Genomic DNA, 15,040 nt, shown 5'->3' with positions numbered 1-15,040 from the left:
TCACAGGCTGTAGGCTTCGAGGGTGGACGGGTGGAACAGCTCCTCGATCCCGACCCGGCGCGGGGAAAGCCCCTGCGCGGCGTGATAGTCGAGGAAGCGGTCGAGCACATGGGCGTTCGCCCCGACGCCATAGGTCCAGAGGTCCCGGCCCATCAGGGCCTGCGCACGGTTGAGCGTGTCCTCGACGAACGGCATGGTCACCTTGGTCGCGGAGGTATCCTGCAGCGCGTCCTGCGCGATGGCCTTGGCCTCAGAAAAGGCCTTGAGAAGCGCCGAAGGCAGAAAGGGGTACTGCTCGACGAGGGACCGGCGCACGCCGAGCACATGCATGATCGGGAAGATCTTCGTGCGCTGATAGTATTCCGAGGCCGCGCCGATGCTGTCGGCAAAAAGCCGGCCCACATTCGGATGGCCTTCGGCGAAGCAGCGCGGCCAGCGCGGGCCGACGAAACCGTCGATCTCGCCCGCCATCAGCATGCCGTTCAGCGTAGCGCCTTCGGGCGCGGCTTCGACCGTCACGTCCTCGGGCAGCGTCACCTTGATCTTTTCCGGCCGCCCCGGCGTGTCCATGCCGCCGCGCACCCAGGTGACGTCGGACGGCTTGACGCCGAAGTCCTCCTCCAGAATGCCGCGCACCCAGACATTCGCCGACAACTGATATTCGGCGATGCCGATCCGCTTGCCCTTCAGATCTTCCGGCCGGTCGATGCCGCGATCGGTGCGGATGTAGACCGAAGTGTGCCGGAAGGCGCGGCTGAGGAAGACGGGCACCGCCACATAGTGCGGTTCGCCGCGCGCGACGGAGATCGAATAGGAGGACAGCGACAATTCGGAGATGTCGAAAGCCTGATGCCGGAAAGCGCGGAAGAACATCTCCTCCGGCGACAAAAGCATCGGGATCGGATCGACGCCGTCGATCTTCACCCGCCCGTCGACGATCGCGCGCGTCCGGTCGTAATTGCCCATTGCGAGCGACAGTTTCAGATCCGTCACGCCGGCTTCTCCTCTCCAGTTGTCGAACATTGCCGCTCGAGCCGCACCGACTCGCCGCTTTCGGCCGAGCGCAGGATCGCGTGGCAGACTTCGAGGCTCGCCCGCCCCCAGGCGCCGGTCTGGGCCGGCGGGCGGTTCTCGCGAACCGCCGCGACCAGCGCGTCGACCACGGTCTTGCGCGGAACGGCGGGCACTGGGGCCTCGACGAAATGCCGCTCGGTATCGGCGAAGACCTCGACGCCCTCGGGCGTCAATCTCAGATCGGCACGGTCGCAAAGGACGACGATCGGACCGAAATGCTCGTGACGGGTCGCCGGCGCCGGCGCGCTGCCCTGGCCGAAGGTCCGCGTCGTCTTGAGCTTGGCTTCGGCTTCCGCATCGAGTCCGACCAGCGCCTTGCGCGCCTTGCCGTAGCCGGCGGGATCCTTCGGCGCGCCGAGTTCGCCGATATCGCCCATCCAGACGTCGCTGTCGAAATGGGCGTAGCCCGAATAGGTCATGGTCGCGAAGGCTCCGGAGGCGAAGGAGATGAGCGCCGAATAGGCGCCCTCCGTCGGCCGCGCCGGGTCCCAGGCCCCGGTCATCGCAGTCACGCGCTCGGCCATGCCGCCGCAGAGAAGGCGCACGATGTCGATCTGATGGACGCCCTGGCTGAAGAGGACGCCGCCGCCCTCCTCGGTCCGCAGTTCCTCGGGCCGGCGCGGGCGATAGAGAAAGTCGGTGTAGTTCAGCGCCTGGACCATCCGGACCTGGCCGAACTCCCCGCTCTCGATCATCTGTCGGGCGAGCGCCACCGGCGCGTCGAAGCTGTGGCTCGGACCGACGATCAGATGAACGCCGGCGGCCTCCGCCGCCTCGACCATCCGGTCGGCGTCCTCCATCGTCACCGAAAGCGGCTTGTCGACGAGGACGTGCTTGCCGCCCTTCGCCGCTGCCAGAACGTGCTCGACATGCATCTGGTGCGGCGTCGCGATGTAGATGGCCTCGACATCGGGGTCGTTCGCCAGCGCCTCGACGCCCTCGTGCCCCTTCCCACCGAATTCCGCCTCGAACGCGGTGCGGCTCTCCGCGCGCGGCGCTGCGGCGGCGACCAGCTTCACCCGGTCGTCCGTCTTGAAGGTCGGCACCATCAGCATGAAGGCCCGGCCGAGCCCGGCGACGCCGAGGCGGACGGGATCAGAGGTCAAGAACGAGGTTCCCGGATTTCGCCCGCGAGACGCAGATCATGATGAACTCGCCCTTCTCCTCGTCCATCAGCACCATGTCGCGATGGTCGACCTCGCCGCCGAGGAGCTTCGTCTTGCACGTCCCGCAGGTGCCGCTCTCGCAGGAGCTGACGGTCTTGTGGCCACGATCGCGGATCGCTTCGAGGATGGAGCGGTTGGCGGGCACCGTCACGGTCTCGCCGGACTTCTTCAGCTCGACTTCAAATTCCACGTCGTCGGCACGCACCACGTCGACCGGCTTGAAGTCCTCGAAATGGACGCGGCCCTCGGGCCAGTGGCCGGAAACAGCCTGGATCTCTTCCATCAGCGGCTTCGGGCCACAGCAGAACACATGGGTCTTCCTGGGCTCGGCGAAGTGGTCCCAGAAATCGTAGATCTTTTCCGGATCGCCGTCGTCGTGATGGATCAGCACCCGGTCGCCGAAGGCCTCGACGAATTCGTCGAGATAGGCCGTCTCTTCCTTCGAGCGCGTGCAATAGATGATGTTGAAGCGCTTGTTCTGGCGCTCCAGCTCCTGCGCCATCGCATAGATCGGCGTGACGCCGATGCCGCCGGCAATCAGGAGGTATTCGGCGACGTCCGTCAGCGCGAAGGTGTTTTCCGGCACCTCGACCTGAAGCTCGGTCCCCTCCTGGGCTTCGTCATGCATCGAGGCCGAACCGCCGCGCGATTCACGCTCGCGCTTCACGGCGATGACGTAGCTCTCGGGGTTGGCACCATCGTTGACCAGCGAATACCGCCGCGTCGCGCCGGACGGCGTTTCGACGGTGACGTGCGCGCCAGGCTCGAACGAAGGCAGGCTCGCCCCGTCCACCGGCTTCAACGTGAATTCGCAGATCGCTTCGGTCAGCGGACGCCGCTTCTCGACGCGCATCTTCAGCTTTTCCATGGAAATGAAACGACCTCCTCCCGTCGCCCGGTTTTTGTGCCAAACCGTTCGGCACTCACATACTTAGAAAGCTAAGATCATGTCAAGCTTCGGCAAGACCGATGGACATTGCGCCTCCGGACTCGACGGTCGTGGCCTTTGGCCGAGTCCGAACGGCCTCGCGATGGGTTTCCGAACGAACGAACTCCCGCGGGGACTGTCGGGAATCGCCTGTGTGGTTTGACGGTCGGACATTCTCGGGCCACAGCCCTGACGACGCGCGCGCCCTATCGGATGGCGAACTGCGTCGCGGAGCCCTTGCCCGTCGACAAACGCGGAACGGAGAGCTTTTGCGTCTCCGACTTTCCGGCGGGTCATCGACGCCGCTGGTCCCGTGTGCCCGAAGGTCCCCGGCCGGCATGAGCAGATGAATTCGCGCCATCCGACCTGGCCCGGCACGGAAAAATGGCCGAGAACGAACGGCCAGACCGGACTTGACGAGAATCGGCACCACCCCTTACAGGACGAGCAGGGGGCGGTTAGCTCAGTTGGTAGAGCGCCTCGTTTACACCGAGGATGTCGGCGGTTCGAGCCCGTCACTGCCCACCATTGCCTGCGGAATTCCGAGCGGAGACCGGGACGGGACCGCTCTTTGGTGGGCTCCACCAAGCCTGGCGGGCGAGCACGACGGCGTTTCGCCGAGTGTGAGATCGCGCTGGCGTCGATCGTCTTTGCTGCGCCGACGACGGCAGCGACCACCTCCGGGAACGGAGGCCAGCGAAATCCCGAATGGTTCCGCGCGCGAAAAGACCGAGGAAACCGGCTGCGGAGGCGCGGACGCCGGCCACTCCCGACTGCGAACCGGCTAGCCTGCAGCCGCCGGTCGTTCGCTCGAGCGACGACGGCCATCGACGGCCATCGACGGCCAGACAAGACCCGCCGTAGCGACGGGAATGCGCCGGGCGGAGGGTCATTGACGTCACCGAGCCAAACCATTACGTTACGTCATTAACGCAATGGAAACGCTCCGCGCGAGCGGGCCACGGCGGTCCGCCACGCTTTTTTTCGGTGTGCCTGCCCGAGGGATTGATCGCGACGAAAGCGCGACGGCCGGGGACGTGGCAATATCCGCAGATGCGGCCGTGAAGAGGCCGCAGTGTCTCGGCGTCCGGTCCGCCAGCCGATGCGGCTGGCAGGACTCGGGCGGCGTTGCGACTATTTGTTGACCGAGTCCTTCAGACCTTTCCCGGGAGCGAACTTGGGAACGTTGCGAGCCGGGATGTCCACTTCGGCACCGGTCGAGGGGTTGCGTCCCTTCGAGGCGGCACGGTGCGACACGGAAAACGTGCCGAAGCCGACGAGACGAACGTCGTCGCCCTTGGCCATGGCCGCTTCGATCGAATCGAACACTGCATCGACGGCGGCACCCGCCTGTTGTTTCGACAGCTCCGCCTGTTCGGCGACAGCAGCGACGAGATCATTCTTATTCATTGGCATCCTCCTTGTGCGGGATCGTGTTGCCGATCTGATTCCAATCAAGAACCATTGCGCACTTTTGCGGAAAGCCCGGAATTCAGCAATGTCCGCGGGTGACGAATCGCTAATTGGTAAAAAAAATGCCGCCCCACGGGGCGGCATTTTCCCATATCTTTCGACGAGTGAGGTCAGTGCGCCACAGCCGTCGCGCCGTCCTCGACCGGTTCGGGTCCGGCGAGAGGCTCGTCGGCCTCGGACCACTCGACGGGCTTCAGCGGCTCCACGAGAGCGTGCTGGAGCACTTCTCCCATGCGCGAGACCGGTACGATCTCCAGCTGGTTCTTCACATTGTCCGGAATGTCCGCCAGATCCTTGGCGTTTTCCTCCGGGATCAGAACCTTCTTGATACCGCCGCGCAGCGCCGCCAGCAGCTTCTCCTTCAGGCCGCCGATCGGCAGCACCCGACCCCTCAGCGTGATCTCGCCGGTCATGGCGATGTCGCGCCGAACGGGAATGCCGGTCATCACCGAGACGATGGCCGTTGCCATCGCCGTGCCGGCGGACGGACCATCCTTCGGCGTCGCGCCTTCGGGAACGTGGACGTGGATGTCCCGCTTGTCGAAGAGCGGCGGCTTGATGCCGTAGTCGAGCGCCCTGGAGCGGACGTAGGAGGCCGCCGCGGAGATCGACTCCTTCATCACGTCCTTCAGATTGCCGGTCACCGTCATCTTGCCCTTGCCGGGCATCATGACGCCTTCGATCGTCAGCAGTTCGCCGCCGACCTCGGTCCAGGCAAGCCCGGTCACCACGCCGACCTGATCGTCGAGCTCGGCTTCGCCGAAGCGATAGCGCGGCACGCCGAGGAAGTCGGAGATGTTGGCGGCCGTCACCTCGACGGTCGTCGTCTCGCCCTTGAGGATCGTCGTGACCGCCTTGCGCGCGAGAGTCATCAGCTCACGCTCGAAGTTGCGGACGCCGGCCTCGCGGGTGTAGCGCCGCGCGATCTCCTGCAGGGCGTCGTCGGAAACCGAGAACTCCCCGTCCTTGAGCGCGTGGTCGCGGACCGCCTTGGGCAACAGGTGGCGGCGGGCGATCTGGACCTTCTCGTCCTCGGTGTAGCCGGCGATCCGGATGATCTCCATCCGGTCCATCAGCGGGGCCGGGATATTCAGCGTGTTCGCGGTCGTCACGAACATCGTCGAGGAGAGGTCGTATTCCACCTCGAGATAGTGATCCATGAAGGTCGAGTTCTGCTCCGGATCGAGCACCTCGAGCAGCGCCGAGGAAGGATCGCCGCGGAAGTCCTGGCCCATCTTGTCGATCTCGTCCAGCAGGAAGAGCGGATTGGCCTTCTTCGCCTTCTTCATCGACTGGATGACCTTGCCCGGCATCGAGCCGATATAGGTCCGCCGATGACCGCGGATCTCCGCCTCGTCGCGGACGCCGCCGAGCGCCATGCGCACGTATTCGCGCCCGGTCGCCTTGGCGATCGACTTGGCGAGCGAGGTCTTGCCGACGCCGGGAGGTCCGACGAGGCAGAGGATCGGCCCCTTCAGCTTGTTCTGCCGGCTTTGCACCGCGAGGTATTCGACGATCCGCTCCTTGACCTTGTCGAGCCCGAAGTGGTCGGCGTCGAGGACCTCCTCGGCCTTCTTCAGGTCGATCTTGACCTTCGACTTGATGCCCCACGGCAGGCCGAGCAGCCAATCGAGATAGTTGCGGACCACCGTCGCCTCGGCGGACATCGGCGACATCTGCCGGAGCTTCTTGAACTCGGCATTGGCCTTTTCGCGCGCTTCCTTCGACAGCTTGGTCTTCTTGATGCGCTCCTCGATCTCGGCCATTTCGTCGCGGCCGTCCTCGCCGTCGCCGAGCTCCTTCTGGATCGCCTTCATCTGCTCGTTGAGATAGTACTCGCGCTGGGTCTTCTCCATCTGGCGCTTGACGCGCGAGCGGATGCGCTTTTCCACCTGCAGGACGGAGATTTCCGATTCCATGAAGCCGAGCGCCCGTTCCAGCCGCTCGCGGACGGAGAACAGCGCCAGCATCTCCTGCTTCTCGGGGATCTTGATCGCCAGATGCGAGGCGACGGTGTCGGCGAGCTTGGAATAGTCCTCGATCTGGCCGGCGGCACCGACCACTTCCGGAGAGATCTTCTTGTTCAGCTTGACGTAGTTCTCGAACTCCGAGACCACCGAGCGCGCCAGCGCCTCGACCTCGACCGGATCGTCCTCGTCGTCGCCGAGCACCTCGGCTTCCGCCTCATGCCAGTCGACGCGCTGTGTGAACGAATTGATGCGGGCGCGCGACATGCCCTCGACCAGGACCTTCACCGTCCCGTCCGGAAGCTTCAGAAGCTGCAGGACGTTCGCCACCGTGCCGACGGGGTAGATGCCGTCCGGCGCCGGATCGGCGTCGCCGGCGTTCTTCTGGGTCGCCAGCAGGATCTGCTTGTCGGCGCCCATGACCTCCTCGAGGGCCTTGATGGACTTTTCGCGGCCGACGAAAAGCGGCACGATCATGTGGGGAAACACGACGATGTCGCGAAGCGGCAGCACCGGATACAGGGCCGTCTCTCCGACCTCGGGGCGGTCTGGCGTGTTGGACATGATATTTTCCTTTCTACGGCCGGGGCCGTCTACAGCCCTCCGGCGCAAACCTTAACAGGAAGCGCTTGCGCGAGAGGCTACCTTCCACCGCTCAATCTGGCCCCGCAGCCCCTCGTTTTCAAGCGCTTGGGCCGTGCTTCGGCATGCGGCATCAGATCCATGCAAGATACGAAAATGCCCGCCTCGGCTGACCGAAGCGGGCACTCGTCAAATCATCGGCTCGGGTGTGGAATGACAGCTCACGCCGAGACGTTTTCCTTCTCGTCCGCCCGATCTGCGTAGATGTAGAGCGGCCGGGCGCTGCCATCGATCACTTCTTCGGAGATCACCACCTCCTGCACGCCGTCCAGCGTCGGCAGGTCGAACATGGTGTCGAGCAGCATCGCCTCCATGATCGAGCGCAGGCCGCGCGCGCCGGTCTTGCGCTCGATCGCCTTGCGGGCGATGGCCTTCAGCGCGTCCTCGTGGAAGCTGAGTTCGACGTTCTCCATTTCGAACAGCCGCTGATACTGCTTGACCAGCGCATTCTTCGGCTGCTCCAGGATCTGCACCAGCGCCACCTCGTCGAGATCCTCGAGGGTGGCGAGGACCGGCAGACGGCCGACGAATTCGGGAATGAGGCCGAACTTGAGCAGATCCTCGGGCTCGACCTGCCGGAGCAGATCACCCGTGCGCCGGTCTTCCGGACGCTCGACATTGGCGGCAAAGCCGATCGAGGTCTTGCGGCCGCGGTCGGAGATGATCTTGTCGAGGCCGGCGAAGGCGCCGCCGCAGATGAACAGGATGTTCGCCGTATCGACCTGCAGGAATTCCTGCTGGGGATGCTTGCGACCACCCTGCGGCGGCACCGACGCGACGGTCCCTTCCATGATCTTCAACAGCGCCTGCTGGACGCCCTCGCCCGACACGTCCCTCGTGATCGAGGGGTTGTCCGACTTGCGGGAAATCTTGTCGATCTCGTCGATGTAGACGATGCCGCGTTGCGCCCGCTCGACATTGTAGTCGGCCGACTGCAGAAGCTTCAGGATGATGTTCTCGACGTCCTCGCCGACGTAACCGGCCTCGGTCAGCGTCGTCGCATCGGCCATGGTGAACGGCACGTCGAGGATGCGGGCGAGCGTCTGGGCGAGCAGCGTCTTGCCGCAGCCGGTCGGCCCGATCAGCAGGATGTTCGATTTCGCCAGTTCGACGTCGTTGTTCTTCGCCGCATGGGCGAGGCGCTTGTAGTGGTTGTGGACCGCAACCGAGAGCACCTTCTTCGCATAGGACTGCCCGATGACGTAATCGTCCAGCACCGCGATGATTTCCTGCGGGGTCGGTACACCCTCGCGCGACTTCACCATCGAGGATTTGTTCTCCTCGCGGATGATGTCCATGCAGAGCTCGACACACTCGTCGCAAATGAAGACCGTCGGCCCGGCGATCAGCTTGCGGACTTCGTGCTGGCTCTTTCCGCAGAAAGAACAATAGAGCGTGTTCTTCGAATCGCCGCCGCTCGTTTTGCTCATTCGTCTTTCCTTCCGATCGGGTTGTATCGCACCCGTTTACGTCTCGTCCGCAGACCGGTGCCCCGGGATGGCAGGCTCTCCTGCCTCGGAAGCGACCGGTCCCTCCCGGAACCCGCACAGCAATCCACACCATAGGGCATATCGCCAATTGCTTATGCGGCCCTTAACGAGGATGTCCCTCATTATCGGCGTTCAACTGTGGCCGACAAGTGACGGATCGCGCCGAATTGCCGCTATCGGGAGATTTCCTTCTCCAGCGCTTCGCGGGACGAGTAGACTTTGTCGATCAGGCCGAACGCCTGAGCTTCCCCTGCCGTCATGAAATGGTCACGGTCGAGCGTCCGGTCAATCGTCTCGTAGTCCTGACCGGTGTGTTCGACGTAGACCTCGTTGAGGCGGCGCTTCAGCTTGATGATGTCCTGGGCATGGCGCTCGATGTCCGAGGCCTGGCCGGAAAAGCCGCCGGACGGCTGGTGCACCATGATCCGCGCGTTGGGCGTGGCGAAGCGCATGTCCTTGTGTCCGGCGCACAGAAGCAGCGAGCCCATCGACGCGGCCTGTCCGATGCACAGCGTCGAGACGGCCGGCTTGATGAACTGCATGGTGTCGTAGATCGCCATGCCGGAGGTGACCACGCCGCCCGGCGAGTTGATGTAGAGCGCGATCTCCTTCTTCGGGTTCTCGGCCTCGAGGAAGAGCAGCTGGGCGCAGACGAGAGTCGCCATCGAATCCTCGATGGGACCGGTGATGAAGATCACCCGCTCCTTGAGGAGACGCGAGAAGATGTCGTAGGCGCGCTCGCCCCGGTTGGTCTGTTCGACCACCATCGGCACGAGGTTCATCGCGGTTTCGGTCGGGTGCTTCATGATCGTGTCTCAAATCGCGCGAGAGAATGGGTGGGCCCGCATCGCCGAGAATCAGCAAGGGGCCCGCTCGTCCTAGATAGGGCGTAGCGGCCGGGCTCCGCAACCCGCCGGGCGCGCCGGCGCCCCGCCGGCGCCATTCGCGGTAAATTCCGAGGCAGGCGAACCATCCCTCGCGATGACTGGGAGCCGGCGACGGCCCATCGTCGATGAAGCCTCAGCCGCGACCGCCGCCGGCACTGTCGATGTCCGTCGCGTCGGGCGGGATCGGACGGCCGTCCGGCTCGGTGGTGCCGTGCTGCGTCATGTCCCGGTCGTAACCCTCGTGACCCGGCTCCGCCGGCTTCTGGTCCACGACCTTCGGCCGCGGCTGCGGCTCGTTGCGCAGGCGGATCGGCGGCGCCTTGCCGCCGCGGTCCTCGCCGAACCAGACCGTCATGTGCGGGAACGGGATCTCGATGCCGCGCTCGTCGGCCATCCGCTTCACGATCTCGCGATAGGCGCGGCCGACGCCCCACTGGGTCCCCGGCTTGGTCATCACCCGGCCTCTGACGACGACGGCCGAATCACCGAGTTCGTTCACGCCCCACATGTCGAAGCCGGAGATCAGGTTCTCGCCGACGCTCGTCGTCTTCAGCTCCTCGAACGCGTCGATCATCAGCGTCTTCACGTCCTCGACGTTCTCGCGGTATGCGACGCCGAGATCTGCGACGTAATAGGCGAAGTCCTTGGAGAAATTCGCCACCTGATCGACCGAAGAGAACGGGATGAGATACCATGTGCCGTCGAGGCTGCGCAGGCCGACGGAGCGCACCGTCAATTGTTCGACGACGCCGGAGACGCCGTTGAGTTCGACGACGTCGCCCTCGTTCATGGCGTTCTGGATCTGGATGAAGGCGCCGGTGATGATGTCCTGCACGAGCTTCTGCGCACCGAAACCGATGGCGAGGCCGACGACACCGGCACCGGCGAGAAGCGGCGCGATGTCGATGCCGATCTGCGAGAGCACCAGCATCGAGATGACCACGATCAGAGTGATGGTGAAGGCGTTTCTGAACAGCGACAGGAGGGTGCGCTCGCGGGCCGTCGGCACCGTACCGTAGTTCGGGTTGAGACGGTATTCGATCCAGGACGAGACGCCGAGATAGATCGCCACCGCGACGACGACGATGAGCATCGCACCGAGGAAGCCGGCGACGAAATCCTGACCGATGGCCGAAGCGAACCAGAGGTCGAAATTCGTCAGCTCCCAGCTGTCGAGGATGAACATGATCACCGTCACGATCACGACGAAGCTGATCACCGTGAGGATCTTGGGGACGAAACCGTTCAACCGCCGCTCCAACAGCGGCAGGCGGTATTTCAGCTCCTGCGGGATCTTCACGCCATGGGCGATCATTCGCGCCAGGATCGAGAAGACGAGGCCGCCCAGCGCCATCGCCGCGATCGACTTGCCGGCCGCCATCGCAACGAATTTCAGGCCGTCCTCCGGGCTCTGCAGCCAGACGATGAAGAGCGCGAGGGCCGCCGCGATCGCCAGTCCCCACCAGATCTGGCCGATGAACGAGTGGACCATCGCCCGGAAGCTGTTGTCACCGCTCTTGCGCGCCCGCTTCAGGCGTTCGCGCACCGTGCCGCGGTTCTTCAGGATGAGCCCGATGGTCAGACACAGCGAGCCGAAGGCGACGATGAACTGGGTGGCCTCGGCGGCGGCGAGCGTCGACGACCACTGGACGATCGGCGCGACGAACAGGAAGGTGTAGCCGAGGATCGAGACGAGCCTCGAGATCCAGAAATACCAGTAGCTCGCCTGCCGGTTGGAAAACGGCGTCAGCCGCAGCCCCGGATAGTTCGGCGCAACGAAGGCCGATAGCCCCACCTTGATCAGTTCGATCAAAAGGAACGCGTTGAGGAACAGCGCCTGGCTGAATACCGGCCGGGTGCCGCTGTAGAGCGTCGCGACGAGATAGCCGCAGGCCCAGCTGACGACGACGACGAAGGCCTCGATCGCCCCAGAGAGAAGGAGACAGCCGAGTTTCTGGATCGGGCCGGAATGCTCGGCGCGCTCGGCGAGGCGCCGGAACAATCCCCGTTCGAGAAAACGTCCGAGGAAGAGGATGAAGAAGACGACGAGCGCGACGAGCGCGACCGGCAGGATCGCCTGGAGAATGTTCGGAATGTCGATCGATTCGGCGCCCGACAGCATGTCGATCGACAAGTCGACATACTCGGGAACTTCCTCGACGCTCTCGACCGCCATGCCGATCAGCATGCGTGTGTATTCCGCGATGCGGCCGGGCAAGGAGCGGACGATCTCGGCCGGCTTCTCCGCGTCTTCCGGCGTCGCCGCACCCTTCGGAGCGTTCTCGGGCGCCTGGTAGGCCGCCGCCTTGAGCGACTCGACGAGCTTCTTGCGGGTGTCGTCGTTCTCCAAAATCTCGATTAGATCGTCGAGCGACGGCTCGCCGGGCGCGGCCTGCGTCTCACTCTCCGCCGCGCCACTCGATCCGCCGGTGAGCCCGGGGATCGACTGTGCGAAGACGACCGGCGGCGACACGGCCAGGAACAGGACGACGGCGGCCAGAAGGCCCAGCATTTTCGCGGCGGCGTGGCGCGGGCAGAGGGAATTCATGGGTTGGAGAAGTCTCTCGTGGAAGGCGGATCGGCCGGTGGGCCGGCGTGACGGCACCAGGGCCGCTCGGCTGCGATATCCGGGGCCTATCGCCGACGGCTTTGACGAGAGTGCGGCAGCCAACGAAAAAGGGCCGGCGCGGGGCCGGCCCTTAGAACCTGTGCGTCGAGGAGGTCCTGGCGATCAGGCCTCGACGGTCTTTTCCTCGATCTCGTCCTCGGCCATCAATTCCTCCTTCGAGACCGTCTTGTCGGTGACCTCGACCTGGGCGAGCAGATGGTCGACGACCTTCTCCTCGTAGAGCGGCGCGCGAATGCTCTGGATGGCGTCGGGATTTTCCTGGAACATCTTCAGGATTTCCTGCTCCTGGCCCGGATAGCGGCGCATCTGCTCGAAGACGGCACGCTGCAACTCTTCCTCGCCGACCTCGACGCCGGCATTCTCGCCGATCTGCGACAGTACCAGTCCGAGACGGACGCGGCGCTCGGCGAGCTTGCGATAGTCCTCGCGCGCCTTCTCCTCCGTGGTGTCCTCGTCCTCGAAGGACTTGCCGCTCTCGGTCAGCTCGCGCTGGACCTGATTCCAGATGTTGTCGAACTCGGCCTGGACCAGCTTCTCGGGGAGCGCGAAGTCGTACTCCTTGTCGAGGGCATCGAGCAGCTGGCGCTTGACCTTCTGACGCGTCGCCATGCCGTACTGGCTCTGGATCTGGTCGCGGACGATCTCCTTGAGCTTGTCGAGGGAGTCGAGGCCGAGCTTCTTCGCCATCTCGTCGTCGATGGCCGTGTCGGTCGGCGCCTGGACGGCCTTGACCGTGACGTCGAAGGTCGCGGCCTTGCCGGCCAGATGGGCGGCGCCGTAATCCTCGGGGAAGGTGACCTCGACGACCTTCTCGCCGCCCTTCTCCGTGCCGATCAACTGCTCCTCGAAGCCGGGGATGAATCGGCCGGAGCCGATGACGAGATCGCTGTCCTCGGCCGAACCGCCCTCGAAGGCTTCGCCGTCGATCTTGCCGACGAAGTCGACGGTGACCTTGTCGCCCTTCTCGGCGGCGCCGTCCTTGTCCTCGTACGTGCGGGCGTTCTCGGCGATCCGCTCGACCTGCTCGTCGACCTCCTCCTCGGACACCTCGACGATCGGCCGCTCGATCTTGATGCCGCTCGAATCCTTGAGCTCGAAGTCCGGCAGGGTCTCGTAGGACAGGGTGAACTTGAAGTCGCTCTGGCCGGCGAGGACCTTGTCGGCCTCACCCTCGTCCTCGGTCATCGCGATTTCGGGGCGCATCGCCGCCCGCTCCTTGCGGTCGGAAATGACCGAGCCCGGCGTCTGGTTGAGGATCTCGTTGACGATCTCGGCCATCAGCGACTTGCCGTACATCTTGCGAAGATGGGCGACGGGCACCTTGCCGGGCCGGAAACCCTTCAGCTGCACCTTGTCCTTGGCCTCGAAGAGGCGGGTCTGAAGGCGCGCCTCAAGGTCCGAGGCGGGCACGACAATCTCGATCTCGCGCTTCAGGCCCTCGGCCTTGGTTTCCGTAACCTGCATTCTGAATTACCTTTTCGATCCTGTCCGATGCGCCCGCCGGCCACTTTCGGGTCCCGGCCAGGCGCATTCTCATTGAATTCGGCAAATGGTGCGGGTGGAGGGACTTGAACCCCCAAGCCTCTCGGCGCTTGGACCTAAACCAAGTGCGTCTGCCAATTCCGCCACACCCGCAGAGCGCGTCGGCCGCCGAGGTCTCGAGCGCGGGCCTCTATATCATCGTGAATTCGGCCACGAAAGGGCAAAACCGCGGGGTTGGACCGCAGAATTCCCCGATCTCCCGCCCAAAGCCGCGACGCGACCGCCTCCGCTCCGCACCATCGGGGCGAAGCGGATAAAGCACTGTTGTTGACCAACCCCCTCATCGAAACGTCCTCCCGAATTTCAGAATCCGCCTGCAAGTGTCTGGCACTGCTGGAGGATCTCCGAGCTTTGCTGCATTGCACAATGCGCAGAGCAGCCATGCAGACTTCCGTCTAGCGGGGGACGCCCGGCCATCATATTTTGCTCTCAACGAAACGGGACAGAGCGGCAAGACGCTCTCCCGAAGTGGCTGAAGTGAAATCTGAAAGGAGGTTCCGACATGAACCTTGTTCGTTCGTACCAGAGCTGGCGCCGCTACCGCGAGACCGTCAACGAGCTCAACCGTCTGTCGCAGCGCGAGCTCGCCGATCTCGGCATCGCGCGCACCGACATCCCGACCGTCGCTCGCCGGACGGTTATGTAATCCGAGAGTTTCCAAGTTTCGCCGAGGCCATCCTCCTCCCAGGCCAAGGCGAATACGGTCTGCCGACCTCCTCCCAATAGGCAGACCATCCGATGCAGCCCGCCGGTCCTCCCCCGGCGGGCTCATTCGGAACCCGAAAGTTCCAAGGTTTGCCGAAGCCCACCTCCTCCCGGGCCGAGGCGAAAGCGGTCTGCCGACCTCCTCCCAACTGGCAGACCATCCGATGCAGCCCGCCGGTCCTCCCCCGGCGGGCTCATCCGGAACCCAAGTTTCAAGGTTTGCCGAAGCCCACCTCCTCCCGGGCCGAGGCGAAAGCGGTCTGCCGACCTCCTCCCAACTGGCAGACCATCCGATGCAGCCCGCCGGTCCTCCCCCGGCGGGCTCATCCGGAACCCGAAAGTTTCAAGGTTTCGCAAAGGCCCACCTCCTCCCGGGCCGGAGCGGATACGACCTGCAGATCCTCCTCCCAAATGCAGGTCAGAAAAGCAAAGCCCGTCGGTCCTCCCCCGACGGGCTTTGTCGTTCTCGGGATCGAAATCGGCACCCGAAGCCTTCCAGGGGGAAACGGCCCGGTTTCGCTTCGCCGGCGCATCGCC

At 64.4% G+C, this 15,040-nt stretch carries 10 protein-coding genes and 2 tRNA genes; 2 read left to right on the top strand and 10 right to left on the bottom strand.

Going from position 1 to position 15,040, the window contains the following annotated elements; all coding sequences use genetic code 11:
• Genes LZD57_RS18360 through LZD57_RS18350 form a run of 3 tightly spaced genes read right to left on the bottom strand, consistent with a single transcriptional unit; the run spans position 1 to position 3,108 of the window.
• The gene (locus LZD57_RS18360) at positions 1–993 is read right to left on the bottom strand and encodes an ABC transporter substrate-binding protein (protein ID WP_233720949.1); all 993 of its coding nucleotides are present in this window, start codon (positions 991–993) and stop codon (positions 1–3) included.
• A complete protein-coding gene (locus LZD57_RS18355; RefSeq protein ID WP_233720947.1) occupies positions 990–2,180 on the bottom strand; it encodes a Gfo/Idh/MocA family protein in 1,191 nt (396 codons plus the stop codon). Before LZD57_RS18355 ends, LZD57_RS18360 begins: the two co-directional genes overlap by 4 nt.
• Positions 2,170–3,108 carry a PDR/VanB family oxidoreductase gene (locus tag LZD57_RS18350; RefSeq protein ID WP_233720946.1) on the bottom strand — a complete coding sequence of 313 codons (939 nt, stop codon included), beginning with the start codon at positions 3,106–3,108 and terminating at the stop codon, positions 2,170–2,172. Before LZD57_RS18350 ends, LZD57_RS18355 begins: the two co-directional genes overlap by 11 nt.
• Before the next feature lie 512 nt (positions 3,109–3,620).
• On the opposite strand from LZD57_RS18350, the gene LZD57_RS18345 reads away from it, so the two are divergent.
• Positions 3,621–3,696 (top strand) — tRNA-Val (locus LZD57_RS18345).
• Between the two features lie 606 nt (positions 3,697–4,302).
• Here LZD57_RS18345 and LZD57_RS18340 read toward each other — a convergent pair.
• The 7 genes from LZD57_RS18340 to LZD57_RS18310 all read right to left on the bottom strand — a co-directional run bounded on the left by LZD57_RS18340 (position 4,303) and on the right by LZD57_RS18310 (position 13,891).
• Positions 4,303–4,578, bottom strand: coding sequence for an HU family DNA-binding protein (locus tag LZD57_RS18340; protein ID WP_233721006.1), 276 nt, complete (start codon positions 4,576–4,578; stop codon positions 4,303–4,305).
• Positions 4,579–4,751: 173 nt separating this feature from the next.
• Positions 4,752–7,172, bottom strand: coding sequence for an endopeptidase La (gene lon / locus LZD57_RS18335; protein WP_233720944.1), 2,421 nt, complete (start codon positions 7,170–7,172; stop codon positions 4,752–4,754).
• Positions 7,173–7,411: 239 nt separating this feature from the next.
• Positions 7,412–8,680, bottom strand: coding sequence for an ATP-dependent Clp protease ATP-binding subunit ClpX (clpX, locus tag LZD57_RS18330; RefSeq protein WP_233720942.1), 1,269 nt, complete (start codon positions 8,678–8,680; stop codon positions 7,412–7,414).
• 233 nt (positions 8,681–8,913) lie between these two features.
• On the bottom strand, positions 8,914–9,546 hold the full coding sequence (locus tag LZD57_RS18325) for an ATP-dependent Clp protease proteolytic subunit (protein ID WP_233720940.1): 633 nt from the start codon (positions 9,544–9,546) through the stop codon (positions 8,914–8,916).
• A 214-nt stretch (positions 9,547–9,760) separates the two neighbouring features.
• Entirely contained in the window at positions 9,761–12,175 is a 2,415-nt protein-coding gene (locus LZD57_RS18320) for a mechanosensitive ion channel domain-containing protein (protein WP_233720939.1), read from the bottom strand.
• 183 nt (positions 12,176–12,358) lie between these two features.
• Complete coding sequence (gene tig, locus LZD57_RS18315; protein ID WP_233720938.1) at positions 12,359–13,720, bottom strand: trigger factor; 1,362 nt, start codon at positions 13,718–13,720, stop codon at positions 12,359–12,361.
• A gap of 86 nt (positions 13,721–13,806) precedes the next feature.
• Positions 13,807–13,891, bottom strand: a tRNA-Leu gene (locus tag LZD57_RS18310).
• Positions 13,892–14,300: 409 nt separating this feature from the next.
• On the opposite strand from LZD57_RS18310, the gene LZD57_RS18305 reads away from it, so the two are divergent.
• On the top strand, positions 14,301–14,444 hold the full coding sequence (locus tag LZD57_RS18305) for a DUF1127 domain-containing protein (protein WP_163461090.1): 144 nt from the start codon (positions 14,301–14,303) through the stop codon (positions 14,442–14,444).
• Positions 14,445–15,040: the final 596 nt, after the last annotated feature.

The sequence above is a fragment of the Jiella avicenniae genome, from assembly GCF_021390325.1.
GTDB lineage: Bacteria > Pseudomonadota > Alphaproteobacteria > Rhizobiales > Rhizobiaceae > Jiella > Jiella avicenniae.
The sequence above is the reverse complement of the archived record's forward strand: the minus strand, read 5'-3'. Positions and strand labels throughout refer to the sequence as shown.